The sequence below is a fragment of the Bradyrhizobium sp. F1.4.3 genome (genome assembly GCF_040548375.1).
Classification (GTDB): Bacteria; Pseudomonadota; Alphaproteobacteria; order Rhizobiales; family Xanthobacteraceae; genus Bradyrhizobium.
The window spans coordinates 59,535-78,282 of record NZ_JBEPRN010000004.1 but is presented as its reverse complement, the minus strand read 5'-3'; the positions used below and the strand labels follow the sequence as shown (position 1 = coordinate 78,282).

General features: G+C 64.4%; 17 protein-coding genes. 5 read left to right on the top strand and 12 right to left on the bottom strand.

The genetic code is table 11. The features are described 5' to 3' along the window. Positions 1-6 precede the first annotated feature (6 nt). Positions 7-753 carry a 2-amino-5-chloromuconate deaminase CnbZ gene (gene cnbZ / locus ABIB73_RS14650; RefSeq protein ID WP_354225053.1) on the top strand — a complete coding sequence of 249 codons (747 nt, stop codon included), beginning with the start codon at positions 7-9 and terminating at the stop codon, positions 751-753. A 113-nt stretch (positions 754-866) separates the two neighbouring features. On the opposite strand, the gene ABIB73_RS14645 is transcribed toward cnbZ, so the two are convergent. From ABIB73_RS14645 to ABIB73_RS14590, 12 genes are all read right to left on the bottom strand, one after another. Then, positions 867-1,754 carry an ABC transporter permease gene (locus tag ABIB73_RS14645; protein WP_354225052.1) on the bottom strand — a complete coding sequence of 296 codons (888 nt, stop codon included), beginning with the start codon at positions 1,752-1,754 and terminating at the stop codon, positions 867-869. Positions 1,755-1,757: 3 nt separating this feature from the next. Continuing rightward, on the bottom strand, positions 1,758-2,699 hold the full coding sequence (locus tag ABIB73_RS14640; RefSeq protein WP_354225051.1) for an ABC transporter permease: 942 nt from the start codon (positions 2,697-2,699) through the stop codon (positions 1,758-1,760). Between the two features lie 31 nt (positions 2,700-2,730). Further along, on the bottom strand, positions 2,731-4,242 hold the full coding sequence (locus ABIB73_RS14635) for an ABC transporter substrate-binding protein (RefSeq protein WP_354225050.1): 1,512 nt from the start codon (positions 4,240-4,242) through the stop codon (positions 2,731-2,733). Between the two features lie 23 nt (positions 4,243-4,265). Next, positions 4,266-5,366, bottom strand: coding sequence for an ABC transporter ATP-binding protein (locus ABIB73_RS14630; protein WP_354225049.1), 1,101 nt, complete (start codon positions 5,364-5,366; stop codon positions 4,266-4,268). After that, positions 5,366-6,355: an ABC transporter ATP-binding protein gene (locus ABIB73_RS14625; protein WP_354225048.1), complete on the bottom strand. Its 990-nt coding sequence runs from the start codon at positions 6,353-6,355 to the stop codon at positions 5,366-5,368. The genes ABIB73_RS14630 and ABIB73_RS14625 overlap by 1 nt, the downstream gene beginning before the upstream one ends. Continuing rightward, positions 6,352-7,062, bottom strand: a complete 711-nt coding sequence (locus ABIB73_RS14620; RefSeq protein WP_354225047.1) for a DUF1028 domain-containing protein — start codon at positions 7,060-7,062, stop codon at positions 6,352-6,354. Before ABIB73_RS14620 ends, ABIB73_RS14625 begins: the two co-directional genes overlap by 4 nt. Positions 7,063-7,071: 9 nt before the next feature. Next, positions 7,072-8,877, bottom strand: a complete 1,806-nt coding sequence (locus ABIB73_RS14615) for a gamma-glutamyltransferase family protein (protein ID WP_354225046.1) — start codon at positions 8,875-8,877, stop codon at positions 7,072-7,074. Positions 8,878-8,964: 87 nt separating this feature from the next. Then, positions 8,965-9,954, bottom strand: a complete 990-nt coding sequence (locus ABIB73_RS14610) for an ABC transporter ATP-binding protein (RefSeq protein WP_354225045.1) — start codon at positions 9,952-9,954, stop codon at positions 8,965-8,967. Beyond that, complete coding sequence (locus ABIB73_RS14605) at positions 9,951-10,937, bottom strand: ABC transporter ATP-binding protein (protein WP_354225044.1); 987 nt, start codon at positions 10,935-10,937, stop codon at positions 9,951-9,953. The genes ABIB73_RS14610 and ABIB73_RS14605 overlap by 4 nt, the downstream gene beginning before the upstream one ends. Before the next feature lie 13 nt (positions 10,938-10,950). Then, complete coding sequence (locus ABIB73_RS14600; RefSeq protein WP_354225043.1) at positions 10,951-11,919, bottom strand: ABC transporter permease; 969 nt, start codon at positions 11,917-11,919, stop codon at positions 10,951-10,953. A gap of 1 nt (position 11,920) precedes the next feature. Further along, entirely contained in the window at positions 11,921-12,901 is a 981-nt protein-coding gene (locus ABIB73_RS14595; protein WP_354225042.1) for an ABC transporter permease, read from the bottom strand. Positions 12,902-13,016: 115 nt separating this feature from the next. Beyond that, the gene (locus ABIB73_RS14590; RefSeq protein ID WP_354225041.1) at positions 13,017-14,618 is read right to left on the bottom strand and encodes an ABC transporter substrate-binding protein; all 1,602 of its coding nucleotides are present in this window, start codon (positions 14,616-14,618) and stop codon (positions 13,017-13,019) included. A gap of 409 nt (positions 14,619-15,027) precedes the next feature. On the opposite strand from ABIB73_RS14590, the gene ABIB73_RS14585 reads away from it, so the two are divergent. The 4 genes from ABIB73_RS14585 to ABIB73_RS14570 are packed head-to-tail and all read left to right on the top strand — an operon-like array spanning position 15,028 to position 18,690. Continuing rightward, on the top strand, positions 15,028-15,285 hold the full coding sequence (locus ABIB73_RS14585; protein WP_211382730.1) for a DUF6489 family protein: 258 nt from the start codon (positions 15,028-15,030) through the stop codon (positions 15,283-15,285). Then, complete coding sequence (locus tag ABIB73_RS14580; protein WP_354225040.1) at positions 15,286-16,086, top strand: esterase/lipase family protein; 801 nt, start codon at positions 15,286-15,288, stop codon at positions 16,084-16,086. 47 nt (positions 16,087-16,133) lie between these two features. Continuing rightward, positions 16,134-17,684 carry a wax ester/triacylglycerol synthase family O-acyltransferase gene (locus tag ABIB73_RS14575; RefSeq protein ID WP_354225039.1) on the top strand — a complete coding sequence of 517 codons (1,551 nt, stop codon included), beginning with the start codon at positions 16,134-16,136 and terminating at the stop codon, positions 17,682-17,684. A 10-nt stretch (positions 17,685-17,694) separates the two neighbouring features. After that, positions 17,695-18,690 (top strand): alpha/beta fold hydrolase, encoded by a 996-nt coding sequence (locus tag ABIB73_RS14570; protein WP_354225038.1) that lies wholly within the window; start codon positions 17,695-17,697, stop codon positions 18,688-18,690. Positions 18,691-18,748: the final 58 nt, after the last annotated feature.

The window sequence follows — 18,748 nt, the reverse complement described above, 5'->3', positions numbered from 1 at the left end:
TTCGACATGACGCGTGAATTCTCCGCCGGCAATTATCGTTTCATTCCGTCTGTGTTCCAGTATTCGGCAGGTGCGGCCGCCGATGACGGCTATGAGATCGAGCGCGTCAGGTTCGACCGGCTCGTGCCGCTGGCCGAAGGATTTGCGCTCGTTGCGACGTACATCCAGGAAGCAGGGCGTCCGCTCACGGCCTTTTGCGCCTGCGAGCTGCGCTCGCCTGCGGCCTTCAGCGAAGAAGGCTTTCGCGCATTCAACCTGCATTATGTGAAGACGCTGTCGGAATGGGGCATCTTCGACGGCATCACCAATCCGGTGGCGCGCAGCAACGTCTGTCCCGAGATCGATCCGCCGTCCGAGCCGTCGTTCTATGCATTCTCCTTCACGCGCCCGACGGGATCAAGGGCGCCGAGCTTCGTGATCGCGGGCGGTGCCGAAGCGCGCGAGGGCAGCGGCACCTATGTCGAGCGGACCGTGCGCTACCGCGACCTCAGTCCGGAGGGCCTGCGCGAGAAGGTGCGGTTCACGACGACGTCCCAGATGGAGAACCGGATGGCCGCTTTCGGCTTCGGCTGGAAGGACACCACCGGCGTGCAGGCCTATTCCGTGCACGACTTCCACCACGCGCTTGTCGATGAACTGGTCCGCCGCGGCGCGCTGCGCTCCGGCCTGACCTGGCACTTTGCGCGACCGCCGGTGGTCGATCTCGAATACGAGATGGATTGCCGTCGCGTGATGCGCGAGACTGTCATTTGAGGTCCTCATCCTGAGGAGCGGCCGCGAGGCCGCGTCTCGAAGGATGGCCGCGAGAGCGGGGCCTCATGGTCCGAGACGCGCGCGAAGAGCGCGCTCCTCACCATGAGGAACATCTAGCGCTGGCGCGGGTCGAGCGCATCGCGCAGGCCGTCGCCGAGCAGGTTCAGCGACAGCACCACGAGGAAGATCGCGAGCCCCGGCCAGATCGCCATCCAGGGCGCCTGGGTCAGGAAGCGTTGCGCTGCGTTGAGCATGCTGCCCCAGGACGGCGCCGGTGGCTGCTGGCCGAGACCGAGGAACGACAGCGCGGCCTCGGCGATGATGGCGGCGGCGATCGATAGCGTCGCCTGCACCAGCAGGGCAGGCAGGATGTTCGGCAGGATGTGCGAGAACGCAATCCGCCAGCCGGGATTGCCGAGCGCGCGCGCCGCCTCGACATAGTCCTCGGCCTTGACGCTCAGCACTTGCCCGCGGGTTAGCCGGATGAAGATCGGGGTGGCCGAGATGCCGATCGCGATCATGGCGTTGCCGAGGCTCGGACCAAGGAACGCGGCGAGCGCAATCGCCAGGATCAGGAACGGGCAAGCCAGCATCGCATCGGTGATCCGGCTGATCAGCGCGTCGGTGAACCCGCCGCGATAGCCGGCGACGAGGCCAAGCGGCACGCCGACGCCGAGCGCGATCGCAACCGAGATGAGACCCGCCAGCAGCGACGCGCGTGCGCCATAAATGACGCGGCTGAGGATATCGCGGCCAAGATCGTCGGTACCGAACCAATGCGCCGCAGTGGGCGGTTTGCGCACCAGGCTCCAGCTCGTCGCGATCGGATCATAGGGCACGACCACGGGTGCGAGGACCGCAAGGAGGATGAACGCCGTGATTACGACAAGCCCGAATACTGCTGCCTTGCGCTTGAACAAGCGTCGTCGCGCACGGCGTGCCGGGCTGTCGAGCTCGTAGCTTTGCGTGACGGGGCTGGCGGGTAGCGCGGCGTCGGTCATCGCCTACCCCCGCAGCCGCGGATTGACGAGGATGTAGGCGACATCGGCGACCAGGTTCAGCGTGATGTAGACCGTGGCCGTCACCAGCACCACGCCCTGCACGACCGCGTAGTCGCGGTTGAACACGGCGTCCACGATCAGCTTGCCGAAGCCGGGAATGGAGAAGATCTGCTCGGTCAGCACCGCGCCGGACAGGAGTGTGCCGAGTTCCAGTGCGCCGAGGGTGATGATGGGCGTCAACGCATTGCGCATGGCATGCTTGAGGATCACCGAGCGTTCAGAGAGGCCCTTGGCGCGCGCGGTACGGACATAATCGCTTTCCAGCACTTGCAGCATGGCGCTGCGGGTGTGCCGCATCAGGACCGCGGAAATCGCGTTGCCGAGCACGAAGGCGGGCATGATGGTCGCGCCAAGGCTCATGCGCCAGTTTTCGGTGAGCGGCACATAGCCGGAGGCCGGCAGCCAGCCGAGCTCGATCGAGAACAGGAAGATCAAGAGAATGCCAAGCCAGAAATTCGGCGTGGAGAGGCCCCATAGTGCGAACAAATTGGCGCCATAGTCCCAGGCCGTGCCCTTCTTCACCGCGGAGACGATGCCGGCAGGAATGCCGATCAGGAGCGCGATCAGGATCGCCATCGAACCGAGCTGGAGCGTGACCGGCAGCTTCTGTGCAATCAGCTCGCGCACCGGCATCTTGTTGCGCAGTGACTCGCCGAAATTGCCGGTCAGGACGCCCTTGAGCCAATAGGCGTATTGCACGGGAATCGGTCGATCGAGCTTATACTGCTGGCGGATTTGCTCGATCACGGCGGGGTCGCGCTCCTCGCCGGCCATCACCAGTGCGGGATCACCCGGCAGCAGTTGCTGGAGCGAGAAGATCAGCACCGACACGAAGAACAATGTCGGTATGATCTGCGCGATGCGGTGGGCAAGGAAGTTCAGCATGGCGCGGCTCGCGTCCCGGGCGCGGCCGCGATCATTTGAACTTCAGCCCGACCACGCGCACCAGCCCGTCGGGCATCTGCTTGTAGCCCTCGAGCTTGGTCGTGTGCGCGATCAGGAGCGTGCGATGATAGATGTAGATGATCGGCAGATCGTCGAGCAGGATCTTGGTCAGCTTTTCGTAGATCGCCTTGCGCTCGTCGACGTTGGCCGTCGTGCGTCCGTCTTCCATCAGCTTGTCGGCGTCCGGGTTGGCGTACACGCCGTCGTTCTGCGGCGCCTTGCTGCGCATGAAGATGTAGGAGTTGCCGTCGGGATCGATGCGGCCGCTCCAGTTGATCTGGAAGATCTGGAATTCACCGGCCTGGGCCTGCTTGAAGGTCGTCGCGAATTCGACCGCGCGGATCTTGATGTCGAAGCCCGCCTCCGCGGCCATCGACTGGATGACCTGGGCCACAGCTTCATTCTCCGCGCCCTTGGGGATCATGTAGTCCACAGTCACCGGCAAGGTGACGCCGGCTTCTTTCAACAGCGCCTTCGCCTTGGCGATGTCGCGGCCGCGGACTGGGAACGCCTTCTGGTAATAGGGATGCGTCGGGCTGACCCATTGATTGCCCGGCGTGAACTCGCCGTTGAAGACGACCTGATTGAGGGCTTCGCGATCGATGGAGAGGTCAAGCGCTTGGCGTACTTTCGCCGACTGGCTCAGCGGTCCCTTGTTCTTGTCGTTGCCGATGTTGACGGTGAGGCCGAGATAGCCGAGCTCAGGCGCCGTCGACAGCACGAGCCGGGAATCGGCGCGCACGTCCTTGATGTCGGTGGCGAGCACGCGTTCGATCAAATCGAGGCCGCCTGATTTGAGGTTCGCGAGCCGCACCGTCGCGTCGACGATCGGCAGGAACACGACGCGGTCGATATGGATGTTGTCCTTGTTCCAGTAGTCGGCGAATTTCTCGAAGACCATGCGGTCCTGTTGGACGCGCTCGACGAACTTGTAGGGCCCCGCGCAAACCGGATGCAGGCCGAACTTGTCGCCGGCCTCCTTGGCCGCCTTCGGCGACACCATCATGCCGGAGCGGTCGGTGAGCTGGGCAATCAGGGGCGAATAGGGTGTTTTCAGCACCAGCTTGATGGTCAGGGGATCGACGACCTCGACATGGTCCACGCTCGCAAGCTCCGACTTCCGGAACGACGTCGGCAGCGTCATGTGTCGCTCGATCGAGAATTTGGCGGCGTCCGCGTCCAGCGGCTCGCCGTCATGGAATTTGACGTTGGGCCGCAGCTTGATCGTCATCGCCTTGCCGTCGGCCGAGGTCTCGTAGGACAGCGCGAGTTGCGGCACGATATTGAGCTTCTCGTCGATGTCGAACAGCTTGTCGCAGAAGGCGGAGAATACGATGCGGCCGACATAGGTACGGCCGATGCTGGGATCGAGGATGTCGGGGTCCTCGGCGATGCCGATGCGAAGCGTGGTCTGGGCCTGGGCTGTGCCCACGAGCGACGTCAGCAATGCCGACGCCAATAATGCCAAACGCACAAGACTCATCGCTTTCAACCTCTGTTCTGCGGCTAGACCGGGTCCGTCCCCAATGAACTAACCCCGCTACCGCGTGCTGCTTCCGGGCCGCCGCTGAAGGCGGCGACCAATTTTTCAAGGGCCGGCGAGAAACCGCCGTCCATGGGGACGATCGCCTCTGACGAGGGCAGTTCCGATGTTCGATGGCACGCCGTTGCATGTCCGGTGCCATCCGGCACGAGCTGTGGCATTTCGCTGCGGCAGCGGTCGACGACGTAGGGGCAGCGGGTGTGAAAGCGGCATCCGGCTGGCGGATTGAGCGCACTGGGGATCTCGCCCTGGAGCACAATCCGGCTGCTTTTTGCCCGCGGTTTAGGCACGGGGATCGCAGACAAGAGCGCCCGGCTATAAGGATGTCGGGGGGCTGCGAACAGCGCGTCCGCCTCCGCGGTCTCGACGATCTGGCCGAGATTCATCACCGCGACATGGTCGGCGATGTGCTTGACCACGGCGAGATCGTGCGAGACGAAGATATAGGCGAGGCCGAGCCGGTCCTGGAGTTCGCGCAGGAGGTTGAGGATCTGCGAGCGGATCGAGACGTCGAGCGCCGACACCGGCTCGTCGCAGATGATCAGCTTCGGTTCGACCGCGAGCGCGCGGGCAATGGCGATGCGCTGGCGCTGGCCGCCGGAGAATTCGTGCGGATAGCGCCGGGCCAGCCGCGGCTCCAAGCCAACCAGCCGCAATATCTCTTCGACACGTTCGCGCCGCCGGGCAGGCGGCACGAGATTGTGCAGCGCCAGCGGCTCGGTCAGGATCTGGCCGACGGTCATGCGCGGATTGAGCGAGGCATAGGGATCCTGAAAGATGATCTGCGCCTCGCGGCGGAAGGCGCGCAGCGCGTTGGCGTCAAGTGAAAGCAGATCGCGGCCGCCAAAGCGCAACGTGCCCGCATCCGGCTCGATCAGCCGCAGCACCAGGCGACTGACGGTGGATTTTCCGCAGCCGGATTCGCCGACCAGCGCCAGCGTCTTGCCCGCCTCCAGCGAAAACGATACGCCATCGACCGCTTTGACATGCGCCAGTGCTCGGCCGAACAGCGAGCGCTCGGCGACGAAATGCTTGACCAGGCCCTCGACCTCGAGCAGCACCATCACGACACCAGCAGTTCGAGCGGTGCGCGGATGCAGCGCGAGAGGTGCCCGGCGCCGACTTCGACCAGCGGCGGCGGCGCCTTGGTGCAGGCATCCAGCACGAACGGGCAGCGGGCGGCGAAGCGGCAGCCCGCCGGCGGCTGCGCCATGTTCGGGACCATGCCCTCGATCGTCGCGAGCTGTTCGGCGCGATGGTCGAGCCGCGGGATCGAGCCGAGCAGGCCGACCGTATAGGGATGCTGCGGTGTTGAGAACAATTCGTCCACCGGCGCCCGCTCGACGATCTCGCCGGCATACATCACCGCAACCTCGTCACAGACCTCGGCGACTACGCCGAGGTCGTGGGTGATCAGGATGATCGCGGCACCGCTCGCTGCCTTCAGCTCTCGCATCAGCTCCAGGATCTGCGCCTGCAGGGTGACGTCGAGCGCGGTCGTTGGCTCGTCCGCGATCAGGAGCCGCGGATCGCAGGCGAGCGCCATCGCGATCATCACGCGCTGGCGCATGCCGCCCGAGAGCTTGTGCGGATATTCGTCGATCCGCCGCTCCGGCGAGGGGATGTGGACGCGACGCAGCAGCTCGATCGCCCGCTCGCGTGCGCTCCGCCGCGAGCCGCCGCGGTGGCGCAAAATGGTCTCGGTGATCTGGTCGCCGATGGTGAGGCTCGGATTGAGCGACGTCATCGGCTCCTGAAAGATCATCGCGAGCCGGTTGCCGCGCAGGTCGCGCAAGGTCTGGTCCGATGTCTTCAGCAGGTCAAAACCGTCGAAGCGGATTGCTCCGCTGATTTCCGTGCTTTGCTTCGGCAATAGCCCCATGATCGCCAGCGACGTCACGCTCTTGCCGCAGCCGGATTCGCCGACGAGGCCGAGCGTGGCGCCATTGGCGACGCTGAGATCGACACTGTCGACCGCATGGGTGACGCGGCCGTCATCGCCATGGAAACGGATGCGCAGGTCTTTGATCTCGATGAGAGGGCTTGCGCTCATGATCGTTTTGCGCTTGCCGCGGCGATGCTGGCGTCAATGACGCTGCGATCGGTGTTGCCGGCGGGGTTCTGCCGAGTCGGCATGGAGTTGCGGAAATGCACCCAGAGCTCGTGGCTGATTTGCTCGAGACGTTCGAGTTCGCCGAGCGGATCGGGATGATCGTCGGCGCGTACGTCCAGTGCCGGCCATTCGTCCTCGCTGTGGATCAGGAGCGCTGCGGACTGCTTGCCTCGCTTGTCACCACCGGCGGCCTCGCCAGCGCGCATGGCAGCGAGCAGGCGGCGCGGGAAGGGCAGACTGTCGTTGGCAATGTAGGTCTTCGCGGTCTCGTCGAGGACGTCGGCGCCTGCAAGCATGTTGCCGGCGATGGAAAAACCGCTGCCTGCGATGTGGCCGCACCAGTCGACGCAGTCACGGCCCGTATGCGCCGCGATCGCGCCGCTGGCATCCATGATGTGGATCTGGCGGCTTTTGCGGCCGTCGTCAGCTGCGAGCAGGGCGGCGAGCACGTCGTGCGCGTTCAGGCCTTCACGCAGCAGCTTGACGCCGTCGATGCCGTAATAGGGGTTGACGAAGGCTTGCGTTGCGATCGCGCCGAGACCGGCCGCGATGTAAGGCACGCGTGCCCCGACGGCGAAGAAGCGGGTCGCAACGGCGATGCCGAACTGGCCGGTGGCAGGATCTCGCGCGATGATCGACCAGGTCATATGCTGCCTTCAGCGCCCTGCGGCGTAGCCCTGCATGCCGCGCGGGTTAGCGGCGGCGCGGCGGCGCACCCCGACACGCGAGGCGGCGGTGAGGCGGCCTTCCGACCAGCCGGGACCGACCTCCACGATGTGTCCGCGCTCGCGAAGGTTCTCGATCGTCGCCTTTGGCACGCGGTTCTCGACCACGAGCACGCCGGGGCGCGCGGTGCGCGGCCAGAATGAGATCGGGAAATGTTCGGAGTGCCAGGCCGGCGCGTCGATTGCTTCCTGGAGATTGAGATTGCAGTGAACGTGCCGCAGGAAGAACTGCGTGATCCACTGGTCCTGCTGGTCGCCGCCGGGCGAACCCCAGGCCAGATACGGCTCGCCGTCACGCAGCGCCATGGTCGGCGACAGCGTGGTGCGCGGCCGTTTTCCCGGCGCCAGCGCCGCGGGATGGTCTTCTTCCAGCCAGAACATCTGTGCGCGGCTGCCGAGGCAGAAGCCGATCTCCGGAATCACGGGTGAAGATTGCAGCCAGCCGCCTGACGGCGTCGAGGACACCATGTTGCCGGCCTTGTCGATGATGTCGAAATGCACAGTGTCGCCGCGTACCTCGCCGAAGCGTCCGACCGTCGGCTCGCCGGCGCCGAGTGCGCCGACCGCCTCGCGCTGTCCTTCGGCGCGGCGCAGCTTGACCACACCGCCAAAGCCCTCGATTGAGCCGGGCCGGAAGTCGAGCGAGGCGTTGTTGGCGACGAGCTTGCGGCGTTCGTCGTTATAGGCATCCGACAGCAGTGTCGCGATCGGAATCTCGCTGAACTTGGGATCGCCGTAGAACTTTTCGCGGTCGGCGAAGGCGAGCTTGGCGCATTCGATCTGGAGATGGATGAACTCCGGCCCGGTCGGATCGAGACCATCGAGCGCAAAGCCCTTCAACAGCGCGAGCTGTTGCAGCGTTACCGGGCCCTGACTCCAGACGCCGGCCTTGCAGACGGTATAGCGGCCATAGTCGTAGGTGAGCGGCGCCTCGATCGTCGGCTGCCAGCGGGCGATGTCGTCGGCCGAAAGCACGCCGCGATGCGGCGAGCCGCTGACGTCCATTACCTCTTGCGTCCGGCAGAATTTGTCGATGGCTTCCGCGACGAAACCTTGCGACCACGCTTTTCGCGCGCGTTCGATCTCGGCGTCGCGGCCACCGCCGCCGCTCTCGGCCTCGCTGAGGATGCGGGTGTAGGTCGCGGCCAGCGTCTTGTTCGTGAAGAGTGTGCCGGGTCGCGGCACTTCGCCGTTCGGCAGATAGACCGCGGCCGAGGTCGGCCAGTGCTTGCGGAACAATTGCTCGACGGTCTGGATCGTGGCGCAGGCGCGCTCGACCAGCGGATGGCCGTCGCGGGCATACGAGATCGCGGGCTCCAGCACGTCGCGCAGTCGCAGTGTGCCGTAGTCGCGCAGCAGCATCATCCAGGATTCGAAGGTGCCGGGGACGCAGGCCGCGAGCAGGCCGGTGCCGGGCACCATGTCGAGGCCTTCACTCTTGTAATGGGCGATGGTGGCGCGCGCCGGGGCCGGGCCCTGGCCGCAGATCACTTCGGTGCGGCTGCGCTTGACGTCATGCACAATGATCGGCACGTCGCCGCCGGGGCCGTTCAGATGCGGCTCGACCACTTGAAGCGTGAAGGCTGTGGCGACGCCGGCATCGAAGGCATTGCCGCCCTTTTCCAGCGTGGCCATGCCGACGGCGGTCGCGATCCAGTGCGTGGTGGCGACGACCCCGAACGTGCCCTCGATTTCGGGCCGCGTCGTGAAGGGATCGGGATTGACGTTGCTGGCCATGGGATTTCGCTACCTTAGTTGTGGCGCGCGCAATTGATCACAGGCGATGCCGCGCTGCCAATGCGCAGGCCGCATGGCACGCGCGCGTCACGCCGGTACCGGCGCGGTGTTGACCGCGTGGCAGGCGACGCCGGCGATCAGTTCCGGGGCTTCCCTGCGGCAGAGATCGAACGCCAGCGGACAGCGCGGATTGAAGGCGCAGCCGGAGGGCGGGTTGATCGGGTTCGGGATCTCGCCCTTGACCGGGATACGCTGGCGGCCGCTCATGGCCAGATCAGGCACCGCGCCGAGTAGCATCTTGGTGTAGGGCATGCGCGGACGGGCGAACAATTCCTTGCCTTCCGCGATCTCGACGATGCGGCCGAGATACATCACGCCGACGCGGCTCGCCATGTGGCGGACCACGGCGAGGTTGTGGCTGATGAACATGTAGGTCAGGCCGAACTTGTCCTGGAGGTCGCGCATCAGGTTGAGGATCTGCGCCTGCACGGAGACGTCGAGCGCCGAGGTCGGCTCGTCGCAGACGATGAATTCGGCATCGGAGGCGAGCGCGCGAGCGATCGCGATGCGCTGGCGCTGGCCACCGGAAAACTCATGCGGGAATTTCAACCGATCGTCGGGGTGCAGGCCGACGAGGCTGAGGAGCTCGCCGATGCGGGCCTGGATGTCGCGCTCGCCCTGGATCAGGTCGAAGGCCCGGATCGGCTCGGAGATGATGGCATCGACCCGGAAGCGCGGGTTCAGGCTCGCATAGGGATCCTGAAAGATCATCTGGATGCGGCGGCGCAGTTTGCGGCGCGCTTGGGCCTGCCGCGGATCGGTCATCGAGATGCCGTCGATCAAGACGTTGCCGGAGCTCGGCGGCAGCAGGCCGACAACCATCCGCGCGACCGTGGTCTTGCCCGAGCCGGACTCGCCGACCAGCGCGAAGGTTTCGCCCTTCCTGATGTCGAAGGTGACACCGTCGACCGCCTTGAGGTGTTCGAGATGCCCACCCTCGAGCACGCGGTTGAGCCAGGGTTTTGAGACGTCGAAGACGCGACGCAGATTCTTGGCCTCGACGAAGGGGGCGCTCATGCCGCGCTCTCCGCCGGCACGCTGTCATAGAGATGGCACGCAACCGATTGTGCCCCGCGAGGCAATGGCTCCGGCCGGTCGACCCGGCAGCGATCGAAGGCGGATGCGCAGCGTGGATTGAACGAGCAGCCGCGCGGGATCGCCGACAGCCGCGGCATCGAGCCCGGGATCTGCACCAGCCGCATGTCGTCGCCCGCGAGCGTCGGGATCGCGCCCATCAAGCCCTTGGCATAAGGGTGCAGCGGGTTTCTGACCACGTCCTGCACCGGGCCGATCTCGGCGACACGGCCGGCGTACATCACCGCGACGCGGTCGGAGGTTTCGGCGATCACACCCATGTCGTGGGTCACGAGCATCACGGCGGTGCCGTGGTCGCGCCCGAGCCGTTTGATCAGCGAGATGATCTGCGCCTGTACGGAGACGTCGAGCGCGGTTGTCGGCTCGTCCGCGATGATCAGCTCCGGCTCGGCGCAGATCGCCAGCGCAATCACGACGCGCTGGCGCATGCCGCCGGAGAATTCGTGGGGATAGCCGTCGATGCGCTTTTCGGGGGCGGGAATACCGACTTCGGCAAGCAGGTCAATGGCGCGGCGGCGCGCTGCTTGTTCCGAGAGATTGAGGTGCGTCCTGATCGTCTCCACGATCTGGTCGCCGATCTTGTACAGCGGATTGAGAGAGGTGAGGGGATCCTGGAAGATCATGCCGATCCGCTTGCCGCGGATACGGCGCATTTCTTCGAGCGGCAGATTGTCGATGCGCAGGCCAGACAGGCGGATCTCGCCGCCGGAGATGCGGCCGGGTGGATCGATCAGGCCGATCACAGATAGCCCGGTGACGGACTTGCCGGCACCGGATTCGCCGACCACGCCGAGCACCTCGCCCTTGGCGATGTCGAAGGAGACGCCGTCGATCGCGCGCAGCGTGCCGCGGCGGGAGGCGAACTCGACCTGAAGATTGCGCACGGAGAGAACGGGTTCGGTCATGAGCGGAGCATACTCATCGGAGCTTCGGATTGAGCGCGTCGCGCAGCCAGTCGCCGAGCAGGTTGATCGACAGGATCAGTGCGGCGAGTGCGAGCCCGGGGAAGGCGACGATCCACCATTCGCCGGCGAACAGATAGTTGTTGCCGATGCGGATCAGTGTACCAAGCGACGGCATGGTCTCGGGCATGCCGGAGCCAAGGAAGGACAGCGTCGCCTCGGTGATGATGGCGAGTGCGAGATTGATGGTGGCGATCACGAGGATCGGGCCCATCGTGTTCGGCAGCACGTGGCGCAGCATGATAACCGGCGCAGGCAAGCCGATCAGCTGTGCGGCAGCGACATAGTCCTTGTTCTTCTCGACCATCACCGAGCCGCGCACGGTGCGGGCATATTGCACCCAGAAGCTGAGGCCGATCGCGAAGACGAGGACCGCCAACATGCTCATCTCGTCGAGCTTGTTGCCGAAGACTGATTTGGCGATGCCGTTGATCAGGAGCGCGATCAGGATCGCCGGAAAGGAGAGCTGCACATCGGCGATGCGCATGATCAGGCCATCCACGGCGCCGCCGAAATAGCCGGCCGTCAGCCCCAGCAGGATGCCGAGAGCGCCGGAGAGGACAACGCCGAGCACGCCGACGATGAGCGAGACGCGCATGCCGTAGAGGATCGCGGACAGTACGTCGCGGCCCTGCTCGTCGGTGCCGAGCAGGAACGGGCTCTGGCCGTCGGCGGTCCACAGCGGCGAGATGCGCGAGTTCATCAGCTGGAGCTGAGCCGGATCGAAGGGATTTTGGACCGACAGCACCGATGCGAAGATCGCGAGCAGGAAGAACAGCAACGTCACCGTCGCCGCGATCATGGTGATCCTGGAGCGACGGAAGGAATAAAACAGGTCGCTGTCGAGCGCGCGCTTGAACCAGCCCGGCGCGGCTGCGCGCGCGCCGCGCTCTTCGACCTTGTGGGGAACGACGGCCTCACTCATCTCAGTGCGCCCGGCTGACCGTCGAGCGCAGCCGCGGATCGACGATGGTATAGAGGATATCAACCACGAGATTGATGGTGACGAAGATCAGGGACACCATCATCAAATAGGCGGCCATGATCGGGATATCGACATTCTGCACGGCCTGCACGAACAGGAGTCCCATGCCCGGCCACTGGAACACGGTTTCCGTGATGATCGCGAAAGCAATTACCGAGCCAAATTGCAAGCCCGCCACAGTGATCACAGGAACCAGCGTGTTGCGCAGCGCATGGCCGAAATGGATGGCGCGGGTGGTCAGCCCGCGGGCGCGGGCGAAACGGATATAGTCGGTGCGCATCACTTCCAACATCTCCGCACGGACGAGGCGCATGATCAGCGTCATCTGGAACAGGCCGAGCGTGATCGAGGGCATGATGAGCGCTTTCAACCCTGACAACGTCAGAAGCCCCGTCGTCCACCAGCCGATATGCACGACGTCGCCGCGGCCGAAGGAGGGCAGCCAGCCAAGCGTCACCGAGAACAGGTAGATCAAGAGAATGCCGATCAGGAAGGTCGGCAGCGAGATGCCGATCAGCGAGACGGCCTGGAATACATGCGCCAGCCAGGTGTCGCGACGCAGCGCCGAATAGACCCCCATCAGGATGCCGCTGACCATCGCGAAGATGGTGGCGCAGATTGCGAGCTCCAGCGTTGCCGGCATCCGCTCCATCAGCAGGTTGGTGACGGGCAGTCGGAACTGGTAGGACACGCCGAACTTGAACTGCGCGGCATTGCCGACATAGCGGCCGAACTGCACGATCACGGGATCGTCGAGGCCTAGAGACTTGCGGATCGCGGCGCGTTCGGCGCCCGAAGTATCCATCCCGACCATCTGGTTTACGGGGTCGCCGGCGAAGCGGAACATCGAGAACGCGATGATCCCGACGGCGATCATGACGCCGACGGCCTGGATTGCCCGGCGCAGTGTGAAAGCGAGCATCTCTTCCTTTCACATCTCTTCAGGTGTGCGCATCATTGCGTAGCCCGAAACGGCAAATCCTGAAACGGCAAGTCCCGGAAGCCGAGGCTTCCGGGACTTCACAACTCGTCGACACCTACTCGTCCTGTTTGGTCGCCCAGTAGAGCAGGACCTGGTTGTCCGCCCGCTGGGTCAGTTTCACCTTCTTCGACACGCCCCAGGCGAGCGCCTGCTGATGCAGCGGGACATAGGCCCAGTCCTTGATCGAGACTTCCCAGGCCTGCTTGATCAAGAGATCGCGCTTGGCCGTATCAGGTTCCTGGAGAACCTTGTCCGCGAGCTCGTCGAACTGCCTGTTGCAATAGCCGGCGAGATTGGCTTCGCCGCGGTTGGGATCCTTGGGGTCGTCGCGGCAGCCCATGATGTCGTGCAGCACGTTGTGGGAGTCCAGCGTATCGGGGGTCCAGCCCAGCATGAACAGCGAGGTCTTGTAGCCGCCAGGCTTCAGCACCTTGGCGAAGTACAGCGCTTTCGGTTGCGCCAGCAGGTTCACCTTGATGCCGATGCGGGCGAGCATGCCGACGATCGCCTGGCAGATCGCGGCGTCGTTGACGTAGCGATCGTTCGGGCAGTCCATCGTCACTTCGAAACCGTCAGGGTAGCCGGCTTCCGTCAAGAGCTTCTTCGCGCTGTCGGGATCGAACTTCGGCCGGGTGAAGTCCTTCGACAGCGGATAGAGCTCCGGCGCGATCATCAGCGCCGAGGGCGTGGAGAGGCCGCGCATGACGCGGTTCTTGATCAGGTCGACGTCGATCGCCTTGTAGACGGCTTCGCGGACGCGGATGTCCTTGAACGGGTTTTTGCCCTTGATGTTTGAGTACAAGAGCTCGTCGCGCGACTGATCCATGCCGACGAAGATGGTGCGGAGCTCAGGTCCCGTCAGCACGACGGCGTTGGGGCTGGCATTGACGCGCTGGATGTCCTGGACCGGAACCGGCTCGATCACGTCGACTTCGCCCGACAGCAGTGCCGCGACACGCGTGGCGTCGGAAGCGATCGGCGTGAAGATGATCTCCTTCAGGTTATGCTCCGGCTTCCGCCACCAACCGGGATACGCCTTGAAGACAGTCTTCACGCCCGGCTGATGGCTCTCGATCATGAAGGGGCCGGTGCCGTTTTCATGGAGAGAGGCGTAGCTCGGGGTCGTGGCGGCTGCAGGCGTCGGCGCCACCGCATTGTTCGCCTCTGCCCATTTCTTGTCCATGATATACCAGGTCGCCCACAGCGCCGTCAGAATGGGATTGGGCGAGGTCAGGATGAAATCGACGGTGTAATCGTCGATCTTGACGACCTTGGCGTCGGCAGGAATTCTGCTCAGCAGGTTGGAGCCTGATGCCCGCACGCGGTCGGCCGAGAACACGACATCGTCCGCGGTGAAGGGGTCGCCATTGTGGAATTTCACGCCCTTGCGCAGATGAAAACGCCAGCGCGTCGGCTCCGGCGTCTCCCAGCTTTCGGCAAGCGCCGGGATGATCTTCAGGTTCTTGTCGCGTGTGACCAGGCCCTCATAGACATGGCCGAGATGCGCATGGGTCGTCGACTCGTTGAGCGTATAGGGGTCGAGTGACTTGAGTTCGCCCTGGTTGGCATAGCGCAGCGTCTGGCTCGACGCCGGCGAGACTGTCAACGCAAGCATACCGGCGAGCGCCGCCGCAAACAGACTTCGTCCAACTGACATTCTTGACCCTCTTCACTCTGCCGCGCCGTGATTTTTAATTGTTCGGCGAGGCTGATCGATCCATGTTGCCCAGAGTTCTCGACCCGTGCAAGCGCCATTCCAGCAAGGAACGCGCCAAGTTGCACCGCTGTGCAGCAATGCTGACCGACAATTTAGGGGCAAGAGGCGTGCGGGCGACATTCGACTTTCGACCGGCGAAGTCCCGGAATGAGGGCGGACGGCGCCTTGCTGTCCGGCCGTCCCGGCCTGCGATTTGCCGATCCCGGTGCCTTCGTGGCGGAGCGACTTGATTGACCATATCTGCCGATTGCGGAAGCTGGCTCCCGGCCGCCTGTCTCAGGTCGCTTGCGTCGCATGCCATGTCGCGGCGATACTGTGCCAGGCTGCTCGAATCTCATCTGGAGGGGACATGAAAGTTAACATCGAAATCGACTGCACCCCCCTTGAGGCCCGCCAGTTCTTCGGATTGCCGGATGTCTCGCCGATGCAGGTTGCCGTGATGGAAAAGCTGCAGCAGCAGGTCTTGAGCAATATCGACAAGGTCTCGCCGGAATCGCTGATCCAGAGCTGGTTCACCTTCGACCCCAAGATCGCAGAGCGATTTCAGGACATGTTCGTGACCATGGCCGGTCTTGGCGGGACGCGCAGCGGCGATAAGAAGAAGTAGATGGCGATTCCGCCGGACGGGGCGCAGGCGTCAGGCCGGCTTCGTCCGCCGGCCCTCGGTCTTCTGCTCGCGGAGACGCGCAGCCTGTTCGAATTCAACGCCAGCCTTCTGCTGTCGCCGGTCCTGATGCGTGCGCCCAGAGGCGACGGCCATCCGGTGCTGGCGCTGCCGGGCTTTCTCGCCAGCGATCTGTCGATGGCTCCGATGCGACGCTATCTCAGCGAGCTCGGCTATGATGCGCAGGCCTGGCGGATGGGCCGCAATCTCGGCGGACTGGCGCGAACGCGGGCAGCCCTGCGCGCCCGCCTCGCCGAAATCCATGCCGCAAGCGGACGCAAGGTCAGCCTGGTCGGATGGAGCCTCGGCGGCGTCTACGCCCGCGATCTCGCGCTTCAGGCGCCGGAGATGGTCCGCTACGTCGTCACGCTCGGCAGCCCCTTTGCCAGCGATGTGCGGGCGACCAACGCGACGGCGCTTTACGAGATGATGTCAGGCGAGCGTGTCGAGGATTTTGCCGAGCTGCGCGAAGCGATCGCCGGCGATCTTCCTGTGCCCGCGAGCTCGATCTATTCACGTACCGATGGCGTCGTGAACTGGCGGACCTGCCTGTTGCGACCGTCGGACCGCGCCGAGAACATCGAGGTGCATCTGGCGAGCCATATCGGGCTCGGGGTGAACCCCGCCGCGCTGTGGGCGGTCGCCGACCGCCTGGCGCAACCGGAGGGGGAGTTCCGGCCATTCGACCGGGCAGGCCCGTTTGCCATTGCATATGCCCCGCCCGAGCGGGCAATATCGGCCTGACGAGAAGCGCCAACCAAGGCGCCCGTCAAATCTTGCGGGAGGGAACCATGGCTGACGGTAAGAAGCTGTCGTCGCTGGACGCGTCGTTTCTTTATCTGGAAACGCCGGAAATGCCGATGCATGTCGGCAGCATGGCGATCTTTCGCCTGCCCGACGACTACAAGGGCGACTTCTTCGAAGACTTCAAGGCGATGATCGTCTCGCGCCTGCACATCGCGCCGATCCTGAAGGCGCGGCTGGAGAAAGCGCCGCTCGACATCGACCATCCCTCCTGGGTCGAGGACGACCAGTTCGATATCGACCGCCACATCTTCCACGCCAGCCTGCCGGCGCCGCACGATCGCGCCACGCTCGAACGCATCGTCGGCTGGATGCATGCGAAGCTCCTGAACCGCGCCCGTCCGCTCTGGGAGTTCTATGTGTTCGAGGGCATGAAGGACAACGAGGTCGGGCTTTATTCCAAGATGCACCATGCCGCCATCGACGGCGGCGCCGGTGCTGCCCTGACCAATATGATCTACGACATCTCGCCGGTCCCGCGGCAGGTCGACCCGCCGACGGGCGGTGCGAAGCCCGGACAGGAGCCGCGCGATATCGCCGCGAACCTGCTCGATTCCTATCAGCAGCTCTTCATCCAGCCGCTCGATGCCTCGGCGGCCGCGAAGAACCTGCAACTGCCGCGCACTGGCAAGAGCGACATCGGCTCGATCCTGTTCGACAATGCGATGTACCAGATCGAGAGCGCGGTGCGCTTTGCCGGCAATATCCCGACCATGGTCAAGAGCGTCTCCGACGTGCTCGGCAAGATTTCCGATCCGAAGTCGCGCGAGAGCCTCGCCAGCATGATGTCGCCGCCGACCATGCTCAACAAGTCGATCTCGTCCGAGCGCAGCTTTGCCGGTGTGTCGATTTCGTTGTCGCGGTCGAAGGCGCTGGCCAAGCAGGCCGGCGGCAAGCTCAACGACGTCGTGCTGGCGCTCGCCTCGGGCGTGGTCAGGCGCTACCTTCAGCAATACGGTACGCTGCCCGCGAAATCGCTGACCGCTGCCGTGCCGATCTCGCTGCGCGAGGAGGGCAACACCGAGGCCAACAACCAGGTGTTCGGCATGATCTGTTCGATCGCGACCAACATCGCAGATCCCAAGGCGCGGCTCGAGGCCATCATCGCGCAGTCAGCCAAATCCAAGGAGATGTCGCATCCGCTGCGTGCCCTGATGCCGCAGGTTTCCAACATCTCGATGCTGGGTGCGCCGATCATCGTCCAGATCATGGCGCTGCTCTACAGCCGATCCGACCTGTCGGACGTGCTGCCGCCGGCTGCGAACATCACCGTCTCCAACGTGCCGGGGCCGCGGCAGACGCTGTACGCCGCCGGTGCGGAGCTCCTGCACATCTTCCCGGTGTCGATCTCGACGCATGGACAGGCGCTCAACATCACCGTGCAGAGCTATCGCGACCAGCTCGATTTCGGCTTCATCGTCGGCGCCAACATCATTCCGCATGTGCAGGTGATGTGCGACATGCTGCCGGAGGAATTTGCCGCGTTGGAGGCGGCCTATGCGCCGCCGGCGACCGACGTCAAGGGCGCCGCTGAGTAGGAGGGCTTCGATGATTGAAATGCCGCCGCTCAAGTTCGTGCAGACGAACGGAATTCGCATGGGCTATTACGAAGCGGGCCCGCAAAGCGACAAACCGCCGATGGTGCTGTGTCACGGCTGGCCCGAGCTTGCCTTCTCCTGGCGCCATCAGCTCAAGGCGCTGAGCGAGGCCGGCATCCGCGTGATCGCGCCGGACCAGCGCGGCTATGGTGCGACCGACCGGCCCGAGCCGGTCGAGGCTTATGACATAGAGCACCTGACAGGCGATCTCGTCGGGCTGCTGGATCATCTCGAGATCGACAAGGCGATCTTCGTCGGCCACGACTGGGGTGGCTTCGTCGTCTGGCAGATGCCGTTGCGGCACATCGACCGGGTTGCCGGTGTGGTCGGCATCAACACGCCCCATACCAACCGGGCCTGGGCCGATCCGATCGAGCTCCTGCGCGCGCGCTTTGGCGACAAGATGTATATCGTGCAGTTCCAGGATCCGGCGCGCGAGCCCGACAGGATTTTTGGCAGTCGCGTCGAGCAGACCTTTGACGCGTTCATGCGCAAGCCGGCGCCGCGGCCAGCCGATGCCCCGGCGGAGGAAGTCGTCGCCGGTGTCGGCGCCTCGCCGCGGCTGAACCTGGCTTTCCCGCAGATGATTGCGGGCTACGATGCGAAGCACGATCCCCGCACGCCGATCCTGTCAGCGGAAGAAAAGAAGGTGTTCGTCGATACCTTCACCAGGACCGGCTTTACCGGCGGCATCAACTGGTATCGCAACATGTCGCGCAACTGGGTGCGCTCCGAGGGGCTCGATCACACCGTGCGCGTGCCGTCATTGATGATCATGGCCGAAAATGACGCGGTGCTGCCGCCGTCGTCCGCCGATGGCATGGAGAAATTCATTCCCGATTTGGAAAAGTACTTGGTCCGCGACAGCGGCCATTGGACGCAGCAGGAGAAGCCGGAAGAGGTCAGCGCCAAGCTGATCGAATGGCGTAGAAGGCGGTTTGGCTAGTTCGTCATTGCGAGGGTTCCTTGCAATGACGGGGTGACTGATTGAGGCAGCGGGAAGC

Bases quoted from the DNA above. Each gene is read 5' to 3' on its own strand.
- ABIB73_RS14630 (WP_354225049.1), bottom strand. From the start codon at position 5,366: ATGGTGCTGCTCGAGGTCGAGGGCCTGGTCAAGCATTTCGTCGCCGAG.
- ABIB73_RS14580 (WP_354225040.1), top strand. From the start codon at position 15,286: ATGGCGATTCCGCCGGACGGGGCGCAGGCGTCAGGCCGGCTTCGTCCG.
- ABIB73_RS14575 (WP_354225039.1), top strand. From the start codon at position 16,134: ATGGCTGACGGTAAGAAGCTGTCGTCGCTGGACGCGTCGTTTCTTTAT.
- cnbZ (WP_354225053.1), top strand. From the start codon at position 7: ATGACGCGTGAATTCTCCGCCGGCAATTATCGTTTCATTCCGTCTGTG.
- ABIB73_RS14615 (WP_354225046.1), bottom strand. From the start codon at position 8,877: ATGGCCAGCAACGTCAATCCCGATCCCTTCACGACGCGGCCCGAAATC.
- ABIB73_RS14635 (WP_354225050.1), bottom strand. From the start codon at position 4,242: ATGAGTCTTGTGCGTTTGGCATTATTGGCGTCGGCATTGCTGACGTCG.
- ABIB73_RS14605 (WP_354225044.1), bottom strand. From the start codon at position 10,937: ATGACCGAACCCGTTCTCTCCGTGCGCAATCTTCAGGTCGAGTTCGCC.
- ABIB73_RS14570 (WP_354225038.1), top strand. From the start codon at position 17,695: ATGATTGAAATGCCGCCGCTCAAGTTCGTGCAGACGAACGGAATTCGC.
- ABIB73_RS14610 (WP_354225045.1), bottom strand. From the start codon at position 9,954: ATGAGCGCCCCCTTCGTCGAGGCCAAGAATCTGCGTCGCGTCTTCGAC.
- ABIB73_RS14620 (WP_354225047.1), bottom strand. From the start codon at position 7,062: ATGACCTGGTCGATCATCGCGCGAGATCCTGCCACCGGCCAGTTCGGC.
- ABIB73_RS14600 (WP_354225043.1), bottom strand. From the start codon at position 11,919: ATGAGTGAGGCCGTCGTTCCCCACAAGGTCGAAGAGCGCGGCGCGCGC.
- ABIB73_RS14595 (WP_354225042.1), bottom strand. From the start codon at position 12,901: ATGCTCGCTTTCACACTGCGCCGGGCAATCCAGGCCGTCGGCGTCATG.
- ABIB73_RS14640 (WP_354225051.1), bottom strand. From the start codon at position 2,699: ATGCTGAACTTCCTTGCCCACCGCATCGCGCAGATCATACCGACATTG.
- ABIB73_RS14645 (WP_354225052.1), bottom strand. From the start codon at position 1,754: ATGACCGACGCCGCGCTACCCGCCAGCCCCGTCACGCAAAGCTACGAG.
- ABIB73_RS14590 (WP_354225041.1), bottom strand. From the start codon at position 14,618: ATGTCAGTTGGACGAAGTCTGTTTGCGGCGGCGCTCGCCGGTATGCTT.
- ABIB73_RS14625 (WP_354225048.1), bottom strand. From the start codon at position 6,355: ATGAGCGCAAGCCCTCTCATCGAGATCAAAGACCTGCGCATCCGTTTC.
- ABIB73_RS14585 (WP_211382730.1), top strand. From the start codon at position 15,028: ATGAAAGTTAACATCGAAATCGACTGCACCCCCCTTGAGGCCCGCCAG.